Origin of the sequence: Streptomyces sp. WAC 06738, assembly GCF_003945505.1 — a bacterium.
Classification (GTDB): Bacteria; Actinomycetota; Actinomycetes; order Streptomycetales; family Streptomycetaceae; genus Streptomyces.
In genome coordinates, this window is the sequence record NZ_CP029618.1 from 4883843 (window position 1) to 4904968 (window position 21126).

The window sequence follows — 21126 nt, forward strand, 5'->3', positions numbered from 1 at the left end:
GCCGGAGCCCGCGGCCTGCCCCGCGTAGGCTGGGGTCCGCTCGTACGCACCACTCGCGGAAGGGGCCGGTCACCGTGACCACCGATCTGCAGGCAGTCCTGGACCGCGCCGCCGCGGGCGGCCGCGTCACCCCCGGCGAGGCCCTCGACCTGTACCGCTCCGCCCCGCTGCACGCGCTGGGCGCCGCCGCCGACGCCGTGCGCCGCCGGCGCTACGCCGGGACCGAGCACATCGCGACGTACATCATCGAGCGGAACATCAACTACACCAACGTCTGCGTGACGGCCTGCAAGTTCTGCGCCTTCTACGCGCCGCCCACCGCGAAGGACAAGGGCTGGATCCGCGGCCTGGACGACATCCTGCGCCGCTGCGAGGAGACCGTGCAGCTCGGCGGCACGCAGATCATGTTCCAGGGCGGCCACCACCCCGACTTCGGCGTGGAGTACTACGAAGAGCACTTCTCCGCCATCAAGAAGGCGTACCCGCAGCTCGTCATCCACTCCCTCGGCGCCTCCGAGGTCGAGCACATGGCGCGCATCTCCGGCACCACCGCCGAGGACGCCATCCGCCGCATCCACGCCGCCGGGCTGGACTCGTTCGCCGGCGCCGGCGCCGAGCTGCTGCCGGCCCGGCCGCGGCAGGCCATCGCGCCGCTGAAGGAGAGCGGCGAGCGCTGGCTGGAGATCATGGAGACGGCGCACGGACTGGGCGTGGAGTCGACGTCCACGATGCTGATGGGCACGGGGGAGACGAACGCGGAGCGGATCGAGCACCTGCGGATGATCCGGGACGTGCAGGACCGCACCGGCGGGTTCCGGGCGTTCATCCCGTACACCTACCAGCCGGAGAACAACAAGCTGAAGGGCCGCACCCAGGCGACCACGCTGGAGTACCTGCGGATGATCGCCATCGCGCGGATCTTCCTCGACAACGTGGCGCACATCCAGGGCTCCTGGCTCACCACCGGCAAGGACGTCGGCCAGCTGACGCTGCACTACGGCGCGGACGACCTCGGCTCGGTGATGCTGGAGGAGAACGTGGTGTCCTCCGCCGGGGCGCGGCACCGCTCGAACCTGCGCGAGATCATCGAGATGATCCGCGGCGCCGACCGGGTGCCGGCGCAGCGGGCGACGACATACGAGCATCTCGTGGTGCACGACGATCCGGCGGACGACCCCGTGGACGACCGCGTCGTCTCGCACCTGTCGTCCACCGCCCTCGACGGCGGTACGGCGCACCCGGAACTGACGCTGGTGGAGGCCGACCGGTGACGCGCGCGACCCTGGAGAAGCAGCCGCACGAGGTGGCGGCGATGTTCGACGACGTCGCCGCGAACTACGACCTCACCAACGACATCCTCTCGCTCGGCCAGGCGCGGCTGTGGCGCAAGGCGGTCGCCCGCGCGGTCGACGCCCGGCCGGGGCAGCGGGTGCTGGACCTGGCGGCGGGTACGGGCACGTCGTCGCTGCCGTTCACGGCGGCGGGCGCGTACGTGGTGCCGTGCGACTTCTCGCTGGGCATGCTGCGCGAGGGCAAGCGGCGCCACCCCCGGCTGCCGCTGACGGCGGGGGACGCGACGCGGCTGCCGTTCGCGGACGGGGTGTTCGACGCGGTGACGATCTCCTTCGGGCTGCGCAACGTCCAGGAGACGGCCGCGGCGCTGCGCGAGATGCGGCGGGTGACGCGGCCGGGCGGCCGGCTGGTGATCTGCGAGTTCTCGCACCCGACGTGGGCACCGTTCCGGACGGTCTACACGGAGTACCTGATGCGCGCGCTGCCGCCGATCGCGGAGCGGGTGAGCAGCAGCCCGGACGCGTACGTCTACCTCGCGGAGTCCATCCGCGCCTGGCCGGACCAGCCCGCGCTGGCCGCCGAACTCGGCGCCGCCGGCTGGACCCGCCCCGCATGGCGCAATCTCAGCGGCGGCATCGTCGCCCTCCACCGCGCGTACGCCCCGAGCTGAGGCCGCCGGGTCCTGTGCACGGCCGGGGCGGACGTGAGGGTGTCGGGGGCGGGACCTAGAATGCGGGGACCGACCCGCGTTCCCTGGGAGCCGCCGTGACCGACGCCTCTGAGTCCACCCGCACTGCCGATGTGATCGTCGTCGGGGCCGGGCCGGCCGGCTCGACGACCGCGTACTACCTCGCGAAGGCCGGGCTCGACGTCCTGCTGCTGGAGAAGACGGCGTTCCCCCGCGAGAAGGTCTGCGGCGACGGGCTCACCCCGAGGGCGACGAAGCAGCTCCTCGCCATGGGCATCGACGTCTCGGAAGAGGCCGGCTGGCTGCGGAACAAGGGCCTGCGGATCATCGCCGGGGGCAACAGGCTGCAGCTCGACTGGCCGGAGCTGGCCGCGTACCCGGACTACGGGCTGGTGCGCAAGCGCGACGACTTCGACCAGCAGCTCGCCCAGCAGGCGCAGAAGGCCGGCGCCCGGCTCTACGAGCGGTGCAACGTCGGCCAGCCGGTCATCGACGAGCGCACGGGCCGGATCACCGGCGTGCACGCCAAGCTCGGCGAGGAGAAGACGCCCGTCACCTTCCACGCCCCGCTGGTCATCGCCGCCGACGGCAACTCCTCGCGGCTCTCCCTGGCCATGGGCCTGCACCGGAACGAGAAGCGCCCGATGGGCGTGGCCGTGCGGACGTACTTCACCTCCCCGCGGCACGAGGACGACTATCTGGAGTCCTGGCTGGAGCTGTGGGACAAGCGCGGCCCCGAGGACCGGCTGCTGCCCGGGTACGGCTGGGTCTTCGGCATGGGCGACGGCACGTCCAACGTCGGCCTCGGCATCCTCAACTCCTCGTCCGCCTTCAAGGAGCTGGACTGGCGGGACGTGCTCAAGGCGTGGTGCTCCTCGATGCCGGAGGAGTGGGGCTACACCCCGGACAACATGACGGGCCCCATCCGGGGCGCCGCCCTGCCGATGGCCTTCAACCGCCAGCCGCACTACGACCGCGGCCTGCTCCTCGTCGGCGACGCCGGCGGCATGGTCAACCCGTTCAACGGCGAGGGCATCGCGTACGCGATGGAGTCCGGCCAGATCGTCGCGGACGTCGTCGTCCAGGCCCACGGCCGCTCGACCCCGGCCCAGCGCGAGCTGGCCCTGCAGCGCTACCCGAAGGTCCTCAAGGACACCTACGGCGGCTACTACCAGCTCGGCCGCGCCTTCGTCCGCCTCATCGGCAACCCGAAGGTCATGAAGCTCGCCACCGAGCGCGGCCTCACCCACCCGGTCCTGATGCGCTTCACCCTCAAGCTGCTGGCGAACCTCACGGACCCCCAGGGCGGCGACGCCATGGACCGCATCATCAACGGCCTGACGAAGGTCGCCCCGCGGGCTTGAGAATTCGCGCACACGCGCCTCGGACGCACACGCGAGAGCCCCCGCCGGACCGCCGGCGGGGGCTCTCGCGTACGCGTGCGCGGGTGTGCGGGAGGGCTCAGAGGACCCGCACGGCCGATGTGGGCATGTAGTACGACATCTCCTGGATGACCACGCCCTTCGACGGGTTGGCCGCGTCCAGGTACTTGCCGTCGCCGATGTAGACGGCCACGTGGTACGCCGAGCCGGTGCCGCCCCAGAAGACCAGGTCGCCGGGCTGGACGTCGGAGACCGCGACCGGGGTGCCGACCGTGGACTGCTCCGCGGCGGTGCGGGGGAGCTCCACGCCGACGGTGCGGAACGCGGCCTGGGTGAGGCCCGAGCAGTCGTACGACGACGGGCCGGTGGCCCCGAGCACGTACGCCTTGCCGACCTGGGCGTTGAGGAAGTCGAGCACCGTGCCGGCGCTGCCCGACGCGGCCGGGGCCGCCGCGGGGGTCTCGGCGGCGGGCGTGGAGTCGGCGGTGGAGGCGTCCGAGGCCGAGGCCGCGGCCAACTCCTCGCGCTCCGCCGCGCGGGCCGCTGCGCGCTCCCTGGCGCGCTCCTCGGCGGCCGCGCGGGCCTCCGCCTCCTTCTTGGCCTTCGCGGCCGCCTTGCGGGCGTCCTCGGCGGCCTCCTGCGCGTTCGTGCGCAGTTCGAGGCGGAGGGCCGCGGTCTGGGTGGCGTCGGCGCTCTGCTCGACGCCGGTGGTGAGGGCCGTGCTCACGTCCACGGTGGGGAGTGCGGCGGTCGACTCCGTGGCCGTCGAACCGGTGGTCCTGCTGGTGTCGGCGAGGGCGGGAGCGGACGCCGCCGTCGCGACCATGGTGCCGAGGGCGCCACCGGCGACCCCGGTGCGGACGACCCACGCGGGGGCCTGCCGGCGCCGGGGCTTCCGGTGGCTGGGTATGTGCGGTTTACGGGACATGAACACCAGCGCTATCAGGGGGAAGGACCCTGTTTCAACAGTCGTGGGATGCGCCACACTTGGCTGCCCGGCCTGTGAAATGAGGCATTTGGGCGGTCCGTTCCCCGGGTGCTCGCCGGCGGCCGGCCTTCCCCCGCGTCGTTACCTCCTTGATACGCACGGGATTTGGCCCGCGCGCCGAACGTTGCCGGACGGTTATCACTTCTGCCGCCGCAAACCAAGCAAGGACGGTTGCTCCACAACTCGTACTGTGGCCCACATCACTCGGATCCGTTTCCGCGCCCGCGCTCCCCGCGGAGGCCCTTGCGCGTGTGTGCGTACGGGCCGGGACGGCCGAATAACAATTGAGCGCGACGGCGCTCGAATTCGCCCTCCGGCCGCGCCACGGTGAAATCCGCCGCCTCTCGAACCCCACCGCCCCCACCTCGCTGACCTGCGGCCGGCCACCGGTGCCGGCGATCCGGTGATCGTTCCGTCGCACCGCGGGGCCTGCTCCGCGGGCATTCGGCCGTCCGATCGATCACCGGGTGGTTAAGATCACAAAGCCGTAGGGGACCCCCGTGTCACAGATCACAGAGCGATGGGCATAAGATGCCCATCAGTAGGGCTTGTGAACTGCCTCACATGTGAGCGATCTTGGTGGGGCAGGAACGCGAGTCCGGTGTGGACTTGCAGGCAGTCATCGTCGACTGGAGAGGAGCGGGGCCAGCGGTGAACGTATACACGCCGATCCTCGTGCTCGGAGCCATTGCGGCGGCCTTCGCGGTGTTCTCCGTGGTCGCGGCGGCGCTGGTGGGTCCGAAGCGCTACAACCGGGCCAAGCTCGAGGCCTACGAGTGCGGCATCGAGCCGACGCCGATGCCCCCCGGCGGGGGCCGCTTCCCGGTCAAGTACTACCTGACGGCGATGTTGTTCATCATCTTCGACATCGAGATCGTCTTCCTCTACCCCTGGGCCGTCTCGTTCGACGCCCTGGGGATCTTTGGGCTCGTGGAGATGCTGCTCTTCGTGCTCACCGTCTTCGTCGCGTACGCCTACGTGTGGCGGCGCGGCGGACTGGAATGGGACTAGGGGGTACTACGAATGGGACTTGAAGAAAAGCTCCCGAGCGGGTTCATCCTCAGCACGGTCGAACAGGCCGCGGGGCTGGCGCGCAAGTCGTCCGTGTTCCCGGCGACGTTCGGGCTGGCCTGCTGCGCGTTCGAGATGATGACCGCCGGTGCCGGCCGCTACGACCTGGCGCGCTTCGGCATGGAGGTCTTCCGCGGCTCGCCCCGCCAGGCCGACCTGATGATCGTCGCGGGCCGGGTGAGCCAGAAGATGGCCCCCGTGCTGCGGCAGGTCTACGACCAGATGCCGAACCCCAAGTGGGTCATCTCCATGGGCGTCTGCGCCTCGTCCGGCGGCATGTTCAACAACTACGCGATCGTGCAGGGCGTCGACCACGTCGTGCCGGTCGACATCTACCTGCCCGGCTGCCCGCCGCGCCCCGAGATGCTCATGGACGCGATCCTCAAGCTGCACGAGAAGATCCGCCACGAGAAGATCGGCGTGAACCGCGAGGAGGCCGCCAGGGAGGCCGAGGAGGCCGCGATGAAGGCGCTCCCGACGATCGAGATGAAGGGTCTTCTCCGGTGAGTGGGGAGAGCGCGGACGGGGTCAACCCCGACCAGGACGTGAACGCCGAGAACCTGCCCGGCAGGCGCGGCGATCACGGCGAGACCATCCGCGTCCAGCGCGGCATGTTCGGCTCCGAGGGCGACGGCGACACCTCCGGCTACGGCGGTCTCGTGCGCAGCGTCCGGCTGCCGGGCGAGTCCGCGCGCCCGTACGGCGGCTGGTTCGACGAGGCCGCCGACGAACTGGAGGGTGCCCTCGAAGAGCAGGGGCTCCTCCCCGCGAACGCCATCGAGAAGGTCGTCGTCGACCGCGACGAGCTGACCTTCCACGTCGACCGCGCGCACCTGGTCCGCGTGATGCGGACCCTGCGCGACGACCCCGCGCTCCGCTTCGAGCTCTGTACCGGTGTCTCCGGCGTGCACTACCCCGGCGACAAGGGCCGCGAGCTGCACGCCGTGTACCACCTGCGCTCGCTCACCCACTCCCGGCTGCTCCGGGTCGAGGTCAGCGTGCCCGACGACGACCCGCACCTCCCGTCCGTCGTGGAGGTCTACCCCACGAACGACTGGCACGAGCGCGAGACCTACGACTTCTTCGGCATCGTCTTCGACGGCCACCCGGCGCTGACCCGGATCTTCATGCCGGACGACTGGCAGGGCCATCCGCAGCGCAAGGACTACCCCCTCGGCGGCATCCCCGTCGAGTACAAGGGTGCCCAGATCCCTGCTCCCGACCAGCGGAGGTCGTACCGATGAGCACCACCCACACGACCGGGGCGGCCCGGGAGACCACCGAGGGCACCGTCTACACCGTCACCGGCGGTGACTGGGACGAGGTCGTCGAGTCGGTCCACCGCGCCGACGACGAGCGGATCGTCGTCAACATGGGACCGCAGCACCCCTCCACCCACGGCGTGCTGCGGCTCATCCTGGAGATCGACGGCGAGACCGTGACGGAGTGCCGTTGCGGCATCGGCTACCTGCACACCGGCATCGAGAAGAACCTCGAATACCGCACGTGGACCCAGGGCTCCACCTTCGTGACCCGCATGGACTACCTGACCTCGTTCTTCAACGAGGCCGGGTACTGCATGGCGGTGGAGAAGCTGCTCGGCATCACCGACGACGTGCCCGACCGGGCCACCGTCATCCGGGTGATGCTGATGGAGCTGAACCGGATCGCCTCCCACCTGGTGGCCATCGCCACCGGTGGGATGGAGCTGGGCGCCACCACGGTCATGATCTACGGGTTCCGCGACCGGGAGCTGGTCCTCGACCTCTTCGAGCTCATCACGGGACTGCGGATGAACCACGCGTTCATCCGCCCCGGCGGGCTCGCCCAGGACCTGCCCCCCGGCGCGGTCGACTCCATCCGCGAGACGATCAAGACGCTCCGCAAGAACTTCCCGGAGTACGACGCGCTGGCCACCAACAACCCGGCGTTCAAGGCCCGGATGCAGGACGTCGCGCATCTGGACCTGGCCGGCTGCATGTCCCTGGGCGTCACCGGCCCGGTGCTGCGCGCCACCGGGCTGCCGCACGACCTGCGCAAGACGGACCCGTACTGCGGCTACGAGACGTACGACTTCGACGTCCCGACCGCGGACACCGCCGACGCCTACGGCCGGTTCCTCATCCGGCTGGAGGAGATGCGCCAGTCGCTGCGGATCGTCGAGCAGTGCGTGGACCGGCTGGAGCCGGGCCCGGTGATGGTCGCCGACAAGAAGATCGCCTGGCCCGCGCAGCTCGCGCTGGGGCCCGACGGCCTCGGCAACTCGCTGGACCACATCAAGAACATCATGGGGACCTCGATGGAGGCCCTGATCCACCACTTCAAGCTGGTCACCGAGGGCTTCCGGGTGCCACCGGGGCAGGCGTACGTGGCCCTGGAGTCGCCCAAGGGCGAACTGGGCGTGCACGCCGTCAGCGACGGCGCCACCCGCCCGTTCCGGGTGCACTTCCGCGAGCCGTCGTTCGTGAACCTGCAGGCCATCGCGGCCATGACCGAGGGCGGCCAGGTCGCCGACGTGATCGTGGCGATCGCGTCCATCGACCCGGTGCTGGGAGGCGTCGACCGATGACGACAGCAGAGCAGGGCCAGGCGGCCGTGTCGCTGGGCATGCCCCAGTTGCCGGCCCCGGACTATCCAGCCGAGGTGCGTGAGCGGCTGGCCGCGGACGCCAGGGAGATCATCGCCCGCTATCCGGACAGCCGGTCCGCGCTGCTGCCGATGCTCCACCTGGTGCAGTCGGAGGAAGGCCACGTCACGCGCACTGGCATGCAGTTCTGCGCGGAGATGCTGGACCTGACCGCCGCCGAGGTGACGGCGGTCGCCACCTTCTACACCATGTACCGGCGCAAGCCCTCCGGTGACTACCAGGTCGGAGTCTGCACCAACACGCTCTGTGCGGTGATGGGCGGCGACGCCATCTTCGACGAGCTGAAGGAGTACCTGGGCGTCGGGAACCAGGAGACCACCGAGGACGGCAAGGTCACGCTGGAGCACATCGAGTGCAACGCCGCGTGCGACTTCGCCCCCGTGGTGATGGTCAACTGGGAGTTCTTCGACAACCAGACCCCCGAGTCCGCCAAGCGGCTCGTGGACGATCTGCGCGCCGGCGCGGAGGTGCACCCCACCCGCGGCGCGAAGCTGTGCACGTTCAAGGAGACCGCCCGCATCCTGGCCGGATTCCCCGACGAGCGCCCTGGCGCCGTCGCGGAGTCCGGCGGCGCGGGCCCCGCCTCGCTCATCGGGCTGCGCATGGCCAAGGGCGAGGAGCCGGCCGCGCGCGTGGTCAGCCAGCGCGCCGAGCCGCACCCGGCCCACCCGCCGGCGGACGCGCTGGAGGACCAGCCGCCCGCGGGCCACCCCAGTTCGCACGACGCGCCGCAGCAGACCTCCGCGTCCGACCCGGCGCACCCGCCCACCGCGTCCGCGGATGAGCCCACCGAGGAGGAGGGCGCGTGATGACCGTCGACTCGCCGGAGAAGCTGCTGACCCCGGTGCTCTCCGCCTTCTGGGACGACCCGGAGTCCTGGACCCTGGACACGTACCGGCGGCACGAGGGCTACCAGGGGCTGCGCAAGGCCCTCGCGATGTCGCCCGACGACGTCATCGCGTACGTCAAGGACGCCGGTCTGCGCGGCCGCGGCGGCGCCGGCTTCCCGACCGGCATGAAGTGGCAGTTCATCCCGCAGGGCGACGGCAAGCCGCACTACCTCGTCGTCAACGCGGACGAGTCGGAGCCGGGCACCTGCAAGGACATCCCGCTGCTCTTCGCCAACCCGCACTCCCTCATCGAGGGCATCGTCATCGCCTGTTACGCGTTCCGCTCCAACCACGCGTTCATCTACCTGCGCGGCGAGGTCGTGCCGGTGCTGCGCAGGCTGCACGAGGCGGTGCGCGAGGCGTACGCCGCGGGCTTCCTCGGCAAGAACGTGCTGGGCTCCGGGCTCGACCTGGACGTCACGGTGCACGCCGGCGCCGGCGCGTACATCTGCGGCGAGGAGACCGCGCTGCTCGACTCGCTGGAGGGCCGGCGCGGCCAGCCCCGGCTCCGTCCCCCCTTCCCGGCCGTCGAGGGCCTGTACGCCTGCCCCACTGTGGTGAACAACGTCGAGTCCATCGCCTCCGTTCCCGCCATCATGAACAAGGGCAAGGAGTGGTTCCGCACGATGGGCAGCGAGAAGTCCCCGGGCTTCACGCTGTACTCGCTCTCCGGCCACGTCGCCCGCCCCGGCCAGTACGAGGCGCCGCTCGGCATCACCCTGCGCCAACTGCTCGACATGGGCGGCGGCATGCGCCCCGGCCACCGGCTGAAGTTCTGGACCCCCGGCGGCTCGTCCACCCCGATGCTCACCGACGAGCACCTGGACGTCCCCCTCGACTACGAGGGCGTCGGCGGCGCCGGCTCCATGCTCGGCACCAAGGCGCTCCAGTGCTTCGACGAGACGACCTGCGTGGTGCGGGCCGTCACCCGCTGGACCGAGTTCTACGAGCACGAGTCCTGCGGCAAGTGCACCCCCTGCCGCGAGGGCACGTACTGGCTCGTCCAGCTCCTCCGCGACATCGAGGCCGGCAAGGGCGCCCTCGCCGACCTCGACAAGCTCAACGACATCGCCGACAACATCAACGGCAAGTCCTTCTGCGCCCTCGGCGACGGCGCCGCCGCGCCGATCTTCTCCTCGCTGAAGTACTTCCGCGACGAGTACGAGCAGCACATCACCGGCGGCGGCTGCCCCTTTGACCCGGCCAGATCCACCGCCTGGGCCGACACCCCCGGCTCCACGACCCACCAGGAGGTGACCGCGTGACCGTCACGGAGCCGGAGAAGGCACCGGAGAAGGCCGCCGCTCCGGAGAACATGGTCACGCTGACCATCGACGGCGCCGAAGTCAGCGTGCCCAAGGGCACCCTGGTCATCCGGGCCGCCGAGCAGCTCGGCATCGAGGTCCCGCGGTTCTGCGACCACCCGCTGCTCGACCCGGTCGGCGCCTGCCGCCAGTGCATCGTCGAGATCGAGGGCCAGCGCAAGCCGTCGGCGTCCTGCACCATCACCTGCACCGACGGGATGGTGGTCAAGACCCAGCTCACCTCGGCCGTCGCCGAGAAGTCGCAGCGCGGCGTGATGGAGCTGCTGCTCATCAACCACCCGCTGGACTGCCCGGTCTGCGACAAGGGCGGCGAGTGCCCGCTGCAGAACCAGGCGATGTCCGCCGGGCAGGCCGAGAGCCGCTTCGACGGCCAGAAGCGCACCTTCGAAAAGCCGGTGCCGATCTCGACCCAGGTGCTGCTCGACCGCGAGCGCTGCGTGCTGTGCGCGCGCTGCACCCGGTTCTCCAACCAGATCGCGGGCGACCCGATGATCGAGATGCTGGACCGCGGCGCGCTCCAGCAGGTCGGCACGGGCGAGGGCGTGCCCTTCGAGTCGTACTTCTCGGGCAACACCATCCAGATCTGCCCCGTCGGCGCGCTCACCTCGAAGATGTACCGCTTCCGCTCGCGCCCCTTCGACCTGATCTCCTCGCCGTCCGTCTGCGAGCACTGCGCCGGCGGCTGTGCCACCCGCACCGACCACCGCCGCGGCAAGGTCATGCGGCGGCTCGCCGCCAACGACCCGGCGGTCAACGAGGAGTGGATGTGCGACAAGGGCCGCTTCGGCTTCCGCTACGCCCAGCTCCCCGACCGGCTCACCCAGCCGCTGGTCCGCGACGACAGCGGTGAACTGCAGCCGGCGAGCTGGCCCGAGGCGCTGCGCGCCGCGGCCGCGGGGCTCGCGGCGGCCCACGGGCGGGCCGGGGTGCTCACCGGCGGGCGGCTGACGCTGGAGGACTCCTACGCGTACGCGAAGTTCGCGCGCGCCGCGCTCGGCACCAACGACATCGACTTCCGCGCCCGGGTGCACAGCGCCGAGGAGACCGCGTTCCTGGCCGCGCAGGTCGCGGGGAGCGGCCGCGGCGTCACGTACGGCGCGCTGGAGAAGGCTCCCGCGGTGCTGCTCGCCGGTCTCGAGGCGGAGGAGGAGGCGCCCGGCGTCTTCCTCCGGCTGCGCAAGGCGTGGCGGAAGAAGGGCCTGAAGGTCTACTCGATCGCCCCCTTCGCCACCCGCGGCCTGACGAAGGCGGGCGGCACGCTGCTGCCGGCCGCCCCCGGCACCGAGCCGAGCTGGCTCGACGCCCTCGGCTCCGGCGCCGGGCTCGGCGAGGACGGCAAGGCCGCGTCCGACGCGCTGCGCCAGGAGGGCGCGGTGATCCTCGTCGGCGAGCGGCTGGCGGGGGTACGGGGCGCGCTCTCCGCCGTGGTACGCACCGCGGAGGCCACCGGCGCCACCCTCGCCTGGATCCCGCGCCGCGCGGGCGAGCGCGGCGCGATCGAGGCCGGTGCGCTGCCCGGGATGCTCCCCGGCGGCCGCTCCGGCACCGACACCGAGGCCCGCCGCGAGACGGCCGCCGCCTGGGGCCTGGCGGAACTGCCCACCGGGGCGGGCCGCGACACCGGCCGGATCCTCGACGCCGCGGCGGCCGGGGACATCGGCGCGCTGCTCGTCGGCGGCGTCGAAGTCACCGACCTGCCGGACCCGGAGAAGGCCCGCGAGGCGCTGGACCGGGCCGTGTTCGTGGTCAGCCTGGAGCAGCGGCCCAGCGAGGTCACCGAGCGGGCCGACGTGGTCTTCCCGGTGGCCGCGGTCGCCGAGAAGCAGGGCACTTATCTCAACTGGGAAGGCCGCGCCCGGCCGTTCGAGGCCGCGCTGAAGCCGGACCAGATGACCCGCCGGCTCGCCCCCGCCGACCAGCGGGTGCTGCACATGCTCGCCGACGCCCTCGACGTCCACCTGGGCCTGCCGGACGCCCGTACGGCACGGGCCGAGCTGGCCCGCCTCGGCGTCCGCACCGAAGGCCCCCGCCCCACGCCGCCGGACGAGCGGGCCGCGCCGCTGCCGCAGCCCGGCGCCGGCGAGGCGGTGCTCGCGGGCCACCGGCTGCTGCTCGACGAGGGCCGGCTGCAGGAGGGCGACGAGGCCCTGGCCGGCACCCGCCACGAGGCGGCGGCCCGGCTCTCGCCCGCCACCGCGGAGGCCACCGGCGTCGCCGACGGCGACCCGCTCGCGGTCACCGGACCCGCCGGCACGGTGACGCTCCCGCTGCGGGTCACCGCGGAGCTGCCGGACCAGGTCGTCTGGCTGCCGATGAAGTCGACCGCACCGGGCGTGACGGCGGCCACGGGCGCGAACCCCGGCGACCTGGTCCGCCTGTCCGCCGTATCCAAGGAGGTCGAAGCGTGAGTGCGATGCGGAAGCGCTGCGCGCGATCGCGCGGCGGAGATGCGTACATGACGGAGGCACGACGGTGATCGCAAGCGCATCCGCGGCGCAGGGCGCGAGCGTCCTCGCCGCGGAGGATCTCAGCTTCTTCGGGGGCGACCCCTGGTGGCTGATCCTCCTCAAGGCGGTCTTCTGCTTCGCGTTCCTGATGGTGACGGTCCTCATGGCGATCGTCTTCGAGCGCAAGGTCCTGGGCTGGATGCAGCTCCGCATCGGCCCGAACCGGCACGGCCCCTGGGGCCTGCTGCAGTCGCTCGCCGACGGCGTGAAGCTGATGTTCAAAGAGGACATCATCGTCAAGGGCGCCGACAAGGTCGTCTACATCCTGGCGCCGCTGCTCGCCGTGATCCCCGCCTTCATGGCCATCGCGGTCATCCCCTTCGGGCCGGCCGACAACCAGGTGTCGATCTTCGGCGAGCGCACCGCGATGCAGCTCACCGACCTTCCGGTCGCCATGCTGTACGTGCTGGCCACCGCCTCCATCGCCGCCTACGGCGTCGTGCTCGCGGGCTGGGCGTCCAACTCGACGTACCCGCTGCTCGGCGGCGTCCGCGCGACGGCCCAGGTGATCTCGTACGAGGTCGCGATGGGCCTCTCCTTCGCCGCGGTGTTCCTCTACTCCGGGTCGCTGTCGACGTCGGAGATCGTCGCGGCGCAGGACGACCGCTGGTTCGCGGTGCTGCTGCCGGTCTCGTTCATCGTGTACCTCATCGCGATGGTCGGCGAGGCGCACCGGCTGCCGTTCGACATGCCGGAGTCCGAGGGCGACCTGGTCGCGGGGTACTCCACCGAGTACTCGTCGATCAAGTTCGCGATGTTCATGCTCTCCGAGTACGTGCACATGGTGACGCTCTCGGCCGTGGCCGTCACGCTCTTCCTCGGCGGCTGGCGCGCGCCCGCGCCGATCAGCACCGTCTGGGAGGGCGCCAACACCGCCTGGTGGCCGCTGCTCTGGTTCACCGGCAAGGTCCTCGTCCTCCTCTTCGTCTTCGTCTGGCTGCGCGGCACGCTCCCACGGGTCCGCTACGACCAGTTCATGAAGCTGGGCTGGAAGGTCCTCATCCCGGTCTCCATGGTCTGGCTCATGCTGGTCGCCACCGTCCGGGCGCTGCGCAACGAGGACGTGGACTTCACCGAGATCGTGCTCTACATCGCCGGCGGGCTGCTGGTGATCCTGCTGCTCTCCTTCGTCGTGGACATCTTCCGCGACCGCAAGGACAAGGAGGAGGCGGCCCGCGAGGCGGCCAAGCCCACACCGGAGTTCGACCCGATGGCGGGCGGCTACCCCGTACCGCCGCTGCCCGGTCAGACCCTCCCGCCCGTGCCCCGCCGTCCCTCGCGCCGCGAGCGCGAGCTGGTGGGCACGAACGGTCCCGGAGGCGACACTGAGGAGGCCGACAATGGCTGACGAGAAGAAGGACAAGCAGGGGTTCGTCAACCCGGTGGCCGGCTTCGGCGTGACCTTCAAGGCCATGTTCAAGAAGCGGCTGACCGAGCAGTACCCCGAGTACAAGAAGCCGACGGCGCCCCGCTTCCACGGCCGCCACCAGCTCAACCGGCACCCGGACGGGCTGGAGAAGTGCATCGGCTGCGAGCTGTGCGCGTGGGCCTGTCCGGCGGACGCGATCTACGTCGAGGGCGCGGACAACACCGACGAGGAGCGCTACTCGCCCGGTGAGCGCTACGGCCGCGTCTACCAGATCAACTACCTGCGCTGCATCCTGTGCGGGCTCTGCGTCGAGGCGTGCCCCACCCGGGCGCTCACCATGACCAACGAGTACGAACTGGCCGACCGCAGCCGCGAGTCGCTCATCTACACCAAGGACGAGCTGCTCGCCGGTCTCCAGGAGGGCATGGTCGACTCGCCGCACGCCATCTACCCGGGGATGACGGAGAAGGACTACTACAGCGGCCTGGTCACCGAGGCCGCCCCGGGTACGGAGCGCCAGGTCGCCGTCAGCAAGGGCGAGTCGGCACCGGAGCCGGCGCCGCACTCCGAAGGAGCCCAGGCATGAACGCCCTCGCCCAGGCCGGCTACACCACGTCCACCGGGGAGGCGACCCAGTTCTGGGTGCTGGCCGTCTTCGCCGTCGCCGGTGCGCTGGGCACCGTGCTGATGAAGAAGGCGGTGCACTCGGCGCTCTGCCTCGCCGGGACGATGGTGATCCTGGCGGTCTTCTACCTCGCCAACGGCGCCTACTTCCTCGGCGTCGTGCAGATCGTCGTCTACACCGGCGCGGTCATGATGCTCTTCCTCTTCGTGCTCATGCTCGTCGGCATCAGCGCGGCGGACTCGCTGAAGGAGACCATCAAGGGCCAGCGCTGGCTGGCGATGGCCTGCGGCGTCGGCTTCGGCATCCTGCTGATCGCCGGCATCGGCAACGCGAGCCTCGACACCTTCGAGGGCCTGGAGGACGCCAACTCCGGCGGCAACGTCCACGGTCTGGCCGCGCTCATCTTCCGCGACTTCGTCTTCGCCTTCGAGCTGACCGGCGCGCTGCTGATCACCGCCGCGGTGGCGGGCATGGTCCTCACCCACCGCGAGAAGACCGAGCGCACCCCGACCCAGCGCGAGCAGGCCGCGCAGCGCGTACGCGACGGCGTCCAGGTGCCGCCGATGCCCGCGCCCGGCGTCTACGCCCGCCACAACGCGGTGGACCTCCCGGCCCTGCTGCCCGACGGCACGCCGTCCGAGCTGACCGTCAACCGCACGCTGCGCGACCGCGGCCAGATCCGGGACGTCTCCGCGCAGGCGCTGGCGGATCTCGCCGCCATAGAGCAGCGCACCGCCGACTACCAGGGCAAGGCCCTGGAACCGGACACCGGCGACGACGACGGAGACGGCTCCGTCGGCGCGAACGCCGGCGGTAAGGCCGGAAAGGGAGAGGGCGAGTGAACCCGGTCAACTACCTGTATCTCTCCGCGCTGCTGTTCACCATCGGCGCGGCCGGGGTGCTCATCAGGCGGAACGCCATCGTGGTGTTCATGTGCATCGAGCTGATGCTGAACGCCTGCAACCTGGCGCTGGTCACGTTCTCCCGGATGCACGGGAACCTCGACGGCCAGATCGTCGCGTTCTTCACCATGGTCGTCGCCGCCGCCGAGGTCGTGGTCGGCCTGGCGATCATCGTGTCGTTCTACCGCTCCCGCCACTCGGCCTCGGTCGACGACGCCGCTTTGATGAAGCTGTAAGGGGACGCACCAGTGGAGTCACTCATCGGATTGCTCGTCGCGGCGCCGCTGCTCGGCGCGGCGGTGCTGCTCTGCGGCGGGCGGAGGCTGGATCGCACGGGCCATTGGCTCGGTACGGGCCTGGCCTTCACCTCCTTCGTCCTCGGCCTCGTCCTCTTCGCCGACATGCTCGGCAAGGACGGCGAGGAGCGGGCGCTGCACAGCCACCTCTTCACCTGGATTCCGGTCGAGGGGTTCCAGGCGGAAGCGGCGTTCCAGCTCGACCAGCTCTCGATGACGTTCGTGCTGCTGATCACCGGCGTCGGCTCGCTCATCCACCTGTACTCCGTGGGCTACATGGAGCACGACGAGCGCCGCCGCCGGTTCTTCGGCTATCTGAACCTCTTCCTCGCGGCGATGCTGCTGCTGGTCCTCGCGGACAACTTCCTCCTGCTGTACGTCGGCTGGGAGGGCGTCGGTCTCGCCTCGTACCTGCTGATCGGCTTCTGGCAGCACAAGCCGAGCGCGGCGACGGCGGCCAAGAAGGCGTTCATCGTCAACCGCGTCGGCGACGTCGGCCTCTCCATCGCGATCATGCTGATGTTCGTCACCTTCGGCACCTTCGCGTTCGAGCCGGTGATGAACTCGGTCGGCGAGACCAGCGAGGGCAAGCTGACGGCGATCGGCCTGATGCTGCTTCTCGCGGCGTGCGGCAAGTCCGCGCAGGTGCCGCTGCAGTCCTGGCTGGGCGACGCGATGGAGGGCCCCACGCCGGTCTCCGCGCTGATCCACGCCGCCACGATGGTGACCGCGGGTGTCTACCTGATCGTCCGCTCCGGCGCGATCTTCGACGCGGCGCCGGACGCGCAGCTCGTCGTCACGATCGTCGGCGCGGTCACGCTCCTCTTCGGTGCGATCGTCGGTTGCGCGAAGGACGACATCAAGAAGGCGCTGGCCGGCTCGACCATGTCGCAGATCGGCTACATGATCCTGGCCGCCGGGCTCGGCCCGATCGGCTACGCGTTCGCGATCATGCACCTCGTGACCCACGGCTTCTTCAAGGCCGGGCTCTTCCTCGGCGCGGGCTCCGTCATGCACGGCATGAACGACGAGGTCGACATGCGCAAGTACGGCGGCCTGCGGAAGTACATGCCGGTCACGTTCATCACGTTCGGCCTCGGCTATCTCGCCATAATCGGATTCCCGGGCCTGTCGGGCTTCTTCTCCAAGGACCTCATCATCGAGGCCGCGTTCGCCAAGGGCGGTACGCAGGGCTGGATCCTGGGCGGCGCGGCGCTGCTGGGCGCGGCGCTCACCGCGTACTACATGACGCGCGTGATGCTCATGACGTTCTTCGGCGAGAAGCGCTGGGAGCCGGACGCGAACGGCAAGGAGCCGCACCCGCACGAGTCGCCGAAGACGATGACGATCCCGATGATCGTGCTGGCGATCGGCTCGGTCGGCGCGGGCGCGTTCTTCGACATCGGCGAGCGGTTCGTGCACTGGCTGGAGCCGGTCACTGGCTTCGAGCACGGGCACCTGCCGGACGGCCTGAGCGTCGGCATCGTCACCGGCGCCACCGTCACCTGCATGGTCCTCGGTGTCGCGGTGGCCTGGCTGCAGTACGGCCGCCGCCCGGTCCCCGCCGCCGCACCGCGCGGCTCCCTGCTCACCCGCGCCGCCCGGCGCGACCTGCTGCAGGACGACTTCAACCACGTGGCGCTGGTCAAGCCCGGCGAGTACCTGACCCGCGGCCTGGTCTACCTGGACCACAAGCTGGTCGACGGCATCGTCAACGGAACCGCGGCGGCGTTCGGCGGGCTCTCCGCCAGGACCCGGCGGATCCAGAACGGCTACGCCCGCAGCTACGCGGTCTCGATGTTCGGGGGCGCGGTGGTCCTCATCGCCGCCACCCTGCTGATGAGGGCGGTCTGAACCCATGGCTGATTCTTCCTTCCCGCTGCTGACGATCACCGCGGCGGTCCCGGCCGTGGGCGCGATCGCCACCGCCGCGGTGCCGGCGGCCAAGCGCGAGCTGGCCAAGTGGCTCGCGCTGGGCGTGTCGCTGGCGACGCTGGTGCTGGCCGCGGTGATCGCGGTCCGGTACGACCCGGACGGCGACCGCTTCCAGCTCACCGAGTCGCGGGCGTGGATCGCCGACTTCGGGGTGCGATACGAGCTGGGGGTCGACGGCATCGCCGTCGTGCTGGTGGCGCTCACGGCGCTGCTGATCCCGTTCGTCATCCTCGCGGGCTGGCACGACGCGGACCCGGCCGAGACGAAGTCGTCCCGCTGGCGCCCCACCCAGGGCTTCTTCGCGCTGATCCTGGCCGTCGAGGCGATGGTGATCGTCAGCTTCCTGGCCACGGACGTCTTCCTCTTCTACATCTTCTTCGAAGCCATGCTCATCCCGATGTACTTCCTCATCGGCGGCTTCGGGGACAAGGCGCACGAACACGGCGAGGAAGAGGCGGCGCGGCAGCGCTCGTACGCGGCCGTGAAGTTCCTGCTGTACAACCTGGCCGGCGGCCTGATCATGCTGGCCGCGGTCATCGGCCTCTTCGTCGTCACCAACGACCAGCTCGGCGCGGGCACGTTCTCGCTCCAGGAGATCCTCCAGGCGCGCGCCAACGGCGACCTGGACATCTCGACGAACACCGAGCGGCTGCTCTTCCTCGGCTTCTTCTTCGCCTTCGCGGTGAAGGCGCCGCTGTGGCCGCTGCACACCTGGCTGCCCAACGCCATGGGCGAGTCCACCCCGCCGGTCGCCGTGCTCATCACCGCGGTGGTCGACAAGGTCGGCACGTTCGCCATGCTCCGCTTCTGCCTCGGGCTCTTCCCCGAGGCGAGCGACTGGGCGACGCCGGTGGTGCTGGTGCTCGCGCTGGTGAGCATCCTGTACGGCGCGCTGCTCGCGATCGGGCAGCGGGACATCAAGCGGCTGATCGCGTACGCCTCGATCTCCCACTTCGGCTTCATCGTGCTGGGCATCTTCGTGATGACCAGCCAGGGCCAGGCCGGGGCGACGCTGTACATGGTCAACCACGGCATCTCCACCGCCGTCCTGATGCTGGTGGCCGGGTTCCTCATCACCCGGCGCGGCTCGCGGCTCATCGGCGACTACGGCGGTGTGCAGAAGGTGGCGCCGGTGCTGGCCGGCACCTTCCTCATCGGCGGCATGGCCACGCTGTCGCTGCCGGGGCTCGCGCCGTTCGTCAGCGAATTCCTGGTGCTGGTGGGCACGTTCAGCCGCTACCCGGCGATCGGCATCATCGCCACCGTGGGCATCGTGCTGGCCGCGATCTACGTCCTCGTCCTGTACCAGCGGACGATGACGGGGCCGGTCACCGAGAAGGTCGCGAAGCTGCCCGACCTGCGGGTGCGCGAGGTGCTGGTGGTCGCGCCGCTGATCGCGCTCCTCATCGGCCTCGGCGTGTACCCGAAGCCGCTCACCGAGATCGTCAACCCGGCCGTCGAGCACACCATGTCCGACGTGCAGAAGTCCGACCCGGAGCCCGATGTGAACCCTGTGGAGGCCGCGCATGAGTAGGGGTGTCCACAGCCTGTGGATGGCGCAGGACGGTGTCGACAAGATCAAGGCGCCGCACATCGAGTACGACCTGCTGGCGCCCACGCTGATCGTCATCGGCGCGGCCGTGCTGGGCATCGCCATCGAGGCGTTCCTGCCCCGGCGGCACCGGTACGCCGTCCAGGTCGGGCTCGCGACGCTCGCGATGGCCGGTGCGTTCGGCGCCGTCGTCGCCCTGGCCGCCACCGGCAAGGGCACCGACGAGGCGCAGACCGCCGCGATGGGCGCGCTGGCCGTCGACGGCCCGACGCTCTTCCTCCAGGGCGTCATCCTGCTGGTCGGCGTGCTCGGGGTGTTCACCTTCGCCGAGCGCCGGCTGGACCCGGTCGCGCACGGCAACCGGGTCGACTCCTTCGCCGCCGAGGCCGCCGCCGTACCCGGCGGCAAGGCGGAACAGGCCGCGGTGAAGGCCGGGTTCACCACCACCGAGGTCTTCCCGCTGCTGCTCTTCGCGACCGGCGGCATGCTCATCTTCCCGGCCGCGAACGACCTGCTGACGCTCTTCATCGCGCTGGAGGTCTTCTCCCTGCCGCTGTACCTGCTCTGCGCCGTCGCCCGCCGCAAGCGGCTGATGTCGCAGGAGGCGGCGGTGAAGTACTTCCTGCTGGGCGCCTTCTCGTCGGCGTTCCTGCTCTTCGGCGTCGCGCTGCTCTACGGCTACGCGGGCAGCGTGCGCTACGCCGAGATCGCCGACGTCGTCGCGGGCAACCCGCAGCACATGACCCCGGCGCTCGCCGACACCATGGGCAACGACGCGCTGCTGCTCATCGGCGGCGCGATGGTGCTGCTCGGCCTCCTCTTCAAGGTGGGCGCCGTGCCGTTCCACATGTGGACCCCGGACGTCTACCAGGGCGCCCCCACCCCCGTCACCGGCTTCATGGCCGCGGCCACCAAGGTCGCCGCGTTCGGCGCGCTGCTGCGGCTGCTGTACGTCGTGCTGCCGGGCATGAAGTGGGACTGGCGGCCGGTGATGTGGGGCGTCGCGATCGTCACGATGGTCATCGGCGCGATCCTCGCGATCACCCAGACCGACGTGAAGCGGCTGCTGGCGTACTCGTCCATCGCGCACGCGGGGTTCATCCTCGCGGGTGTCACCGCGGCCAACGAGGAGGGCATCTCCTCGGTGCTCTTCTACCTGGCCGCGTACGCCTTCGTGACGCTCGGCGCGTTCGCCGTCGTCACGCTGGTGCGGGACGCGGGCGGCGAGGCGACGCACCTGTCCAAGTGGGCGGGGCTCGGCCGGCGTTCGCCGCTGGTCGCGGCGGTCTTCGCGGTGTTCCTGCTGGCGATGGCGGGCATTCCGCTGACCAGCGGCTTCGCCGGGAAGTTCGCGGTGTTCAAGGCGGCGGCGGACGGCGGCGCGACGCCGCTGGTCGTCGTCGGCGTCATCGCCTCGGCCATCGCCGCGTTCTTCTACGTCCGCGTCATCGTGCTGATGTTCTTCAGCGAGCCGCGCCCCGAGGGCCCCGCGGTGACCGTGCCGAGTGCCTTCACCGTCACCGCCATCGCGGTCGGCCTGGCCGCGACGCTGGTGCTGGGCGTGGCGCCGCAGTACTTCCTGGATCTGGCCGGGGACGCGGGAGTGTTCGTCCGCTGAGCCGCGGGGTCCGGGGGCGCCGCCCCCGGACCCCGGAG

General features: G+C 70.8%; 18 protein-coding genes. 17 read left to right on the forward strand and 1 reads right to left on the reverse strand.

Annotated features, from left to right (window positions below; genetic code table 11):
• Positions 1–74 precede the first annotated feature (74 nt).
• The 3 genes from mqnC to DMB38_RS21565 all read left to right on the forward strand — a co-directional run bounded on the left by mqnC (position 75) and on the right by DMB38_RS21565 (position 3345).
• Complete coding sequence (mqnC, locus tag DMB38_RS21555) at positions 75–1271, forward strand: cyclic dehypoxanthinyl futalosine synthase (protein ID WP_125936575.1); 1197 nt, start codon at positions 75–77, stop codon at positions 1269–1271.
• The gene (locus DMB38_RS21560; RefSeq protein ID WP_125936576.1) at positions 1268–1963 is read left to right on the forward strand and encodes a demethylmenaquinone methyltransferase; all 696 of its coding nucleotides are present in this window, start codon (positions 1268–1270) and stop codon (positions 1961–1963) included. The genes mqnC and DMB38_RS21560 overlap by 4 nt, the downstream gene beginning before the upstream one ends.
• 95 nt (positions 1964–2058) lie before the next feature.
• The gene (locus DMB38_RS21565; RefSeq protein ID WP_125936577.1) at positions 2059–3345 is read left to right on the forward strand and encodes a geranylgeranyl reductase family protein; all 1287 of its coding nucleotides are present in this window, start codon (positions 2059–2061) and stop codon (positions 3343–3345) included.
• Positions 3346–3442: 97 nt separating this feature from the next.
• On the opposite strand, the gene DMB38_RS21570 is transcribed toward DMB38_RS21565, so the two are convergent.
• A complete protein-coding gene (locus DMB38_RS21570; protein WP_125939180.1) occupies positions 3443–4189 on the reverse strand; it encodes a C40 family peptidase in 747 nt (248 codons plus the stop codon).
• Between the two features lie 813 nt (positions 4190–5002).
• Between DMB38_RS21570 and DMB38_RS21575 the strand changes: the two genes are divergently transcribed.
• The 14 genes from DMB38_RS21575 to nuoN all read left to right on the forward strand — a co-directional run bounded on the left by DMB38_RS21575 (position 5003) and on the right by nuoN (position 21088).
• Positions 5003–5362, forward strand: a complete 360-nt coding sequence (locus DMB38_RS21575) for an NADH-quinone oxidoreductase subunit A (protein ID WP_018840719.1) — start codon at positions 5003–5005, stop codon at positions 5360–5362.
• Positions 5363–5374: 12 nt separating this feature from the next.
• Entirely contained in the window at positions 5375–5929 is a 555-nt protein-coding gene (locus tag DMB38_RS21580) for an NADH-quinone oxidoreductase subunit B (RefSeq protein ID WP_047017472.1), read from the forward strand.
• Positions 5926–6666: an NADH-quinone oxidoreductase subunit C gene (locus DMB38_RS21585; RefSeq protein WP_125936578.1), complete on the forward strand. Its 741-nt coding sequence runs from the start codon at positions 5926–5928 to the stop codon at positions 6664–6666. The genes DMB38_RS21580 and DMB38_RS21585 overlap by 4 nt, the downstream gene beginning before the upstream one ends.
• On the forward strand, positions 6663–7991 hold the full coding sequence (locus DMB38_RS21590) for an NADH-quinone oxidoreductase subunit D (protein WP_047017474.1): 1329 nt from the start codon (positions 6663–6665) through the stop codon (positions 7989–7991). Before DMB38_RS21585 ends, DMB38_RS21590 begins: the two co-directional genes overlap by 4 nt.
• Positions 7988–8878 (forward strand): NADH-quinone oxidoreductase subunit NuoE, encoded by an 891-nt coding sequence (gene nuoE / locus DMB38_RS21595; protein ID WP_047017475.1) that lies wholly within the window; start codon positions 7988–7990, stop codon positions 8876–8878. Before DMB38_RS21590 ends, nuoE begins: the two co-directional genes overlap by 4 nt.
• Complete coding sequence (gene nuoF, locus DMB38_RS21600; RefSeq protein ID WP_047017476.1) at positions 8878–10224, forward strand: NADH-quinone oxidoreductase subunit NuoF; 1347 nt, start codon at positions 8878–8880, stop codon at positions 10222–10224. The genes nuoE and nuoF overlap by 1 nt, the downstream gene beginning before the upstream one ends.
• On the forward strand, positions 10221–12692 hold the full coding sequence (locus tag DMB38_RS21605; protein WP_125936579.1) for an NADH-quinone oxidoreductase subunit G: 2472 nt from the start codon (positions 10221–10223) through the stop codon (positions 12690–12692). Before nuoF ends, DMB38_RS21605 begins: the two co-directional genes overlap by 4 nt.
• Before the next feature lie 64 nt (positions 12693–12756).
• A complete protein-coding gene (nuoH, locus tag DMB38_RS21610; protein WP_125936580.1) occupies positions 12757–14139 on the forward strand; it encodes an NADH-quinone oxidoreductase subunit NuoH in 1383 nt (460 codons plus the stop codon).
• Positions 14132–14746 (forward strand): NADH-quinone oxidoreductase subunit NuoI, encoded by a 615-nt coding sequence (nuoI, locus tag DMB38_RS21615; RefSeq protein WP_125936581.1) that lies wholly within the window; start codon positions 14132–14134, stop codon positions 14744–14746. Before nuoH ends, nuoI begins: the two co-directional genes overlap by 8 nt.
• Entirely contained in the window at positions 14743–15627 is an 885-nt protein-coding gene (locus DMB38_RS21620; protein ID WP_125936582.1) for an NADH-quinone oxidoreductase subunit J, read from the forward strand. Before nuoI ends, DMB38_RS21620 begins: the two co-directional genes overlap by 4 nt.
• Positions 15624–15923, forward strand: coding sequence for an NADH-quinone oxidoreductase subunit NuoK (nuoK, locus tag DMB38_RS21625; RefSeq protein WP_047017481.1), 300 nt, complete (start codon positions 15624–15626; stop codon positions 15921–15923). The genes DMB38_RS21620 and nuoK overlap by 4 nt, the downstream gene beginning before the upstream one ends.
• Before the next feature lie 12 nt (positions 15924–15935).
• On the forward strand, positions 15936–17837 hold the full coding sequence (nuoL, locus tag DMB38_RS21630) for an NADH-quinone oxidoreductase subunit L (protein ID WP_125936583.1): 1902 nt from the start codon (positions 15936–15938) through the stop codon (positions 17835–17837).
• 4 nt (positions 17838–17841) lie between these two features.
• A complete protein-coding gene (locus DMB38_RS21635; RefSeq protein ID WP_125936584.1) occupies positions 17842–19452 on the forward strand; it encodes an NADH-quinone oxidoreductase subunit M in 1611 nt (536 codons plus the stop codon).
• Positions 19445–21088 (forward strand): NADH-quinone oxidoreductase subunit NuoN, encoded by a 1644-nt coding sequence (nuoN, locus tag DMB38_RS21640; protein ID WP_047017484.1) that lies wholly within the window; start codon positions 19445–19447, stop codon positions 21086–21088. Before DMB38_RS21635 ends, nuoN begins: the two co-directional genes overlap by 8 nt.
• Positions 21089–21126 lie beyond the last annotated feature (38 nt).

Bases quoted from the DNA above. Each gene is read 5' to 3' on its own strand.
- nuoI (WP_125936581.1), top strand. From the start codon at position 14,132: ATGGCTGACGAGAAGAAGGACAAGCAGGGGTTCGTCAACCCGGTGGCC.
- DMB38_RS21570 (WP_125939180.1), bottom strand. From the start codon at position 4,189: ATGGTCGCGACGGCGGCGTCCGCTCCCGCCCTCGCCGACACCAGCAGG.
- DMB38_RS21620 (WP_125936582.1), top strand. From the start codon at position 14,743: ATGAACGCCCTCGCCCAGGCCGGCTACACCACGTCCACCGGGGAGGCG.
- DMB38_RS21590 (WP_047017474.1), top strand. From the start codon at position 6,663: ATGAGCACCACCCACACGACCGGGGCGGCCCGGGAGACCACCGAGGGC.
- nuoF (WP_047017476.1), top strand. From the start codon at position 8,878: ATGACCGTCGACTCGCCGGAGAAGCTGCTGACCCCGGTGCTCTCCGCC.
- nuoN (WP_047017484.1), top strand. From the start codon at position 19,445: ATGAGTAGGGGTGTCCACAGCCTGTGGATGGCGCAGGACGGTGTCGAC.
- nuoE (WP_047017475.1), top strand. From the start codon at position 7,988: ATGACGACAGCAGAGCAGGGCCAGGCGGCCGTGTCGCTGGGCATGCCC.
- DMB38_RS21635 (WP_125936584.1), top strand. From the start codon at position 17,842: ATGGCTGATTCTTCCTTCCCGCTGCTGACGATCACCGCGGCGGTCCCG.
- DMB38_RS21580 (WP_047017472.1), top strand. From the start codon at position 5,375: ATGGGACTTGAAGAAAAGCTCCCGAGCGGGTTCATCCTCAGCACGGTC.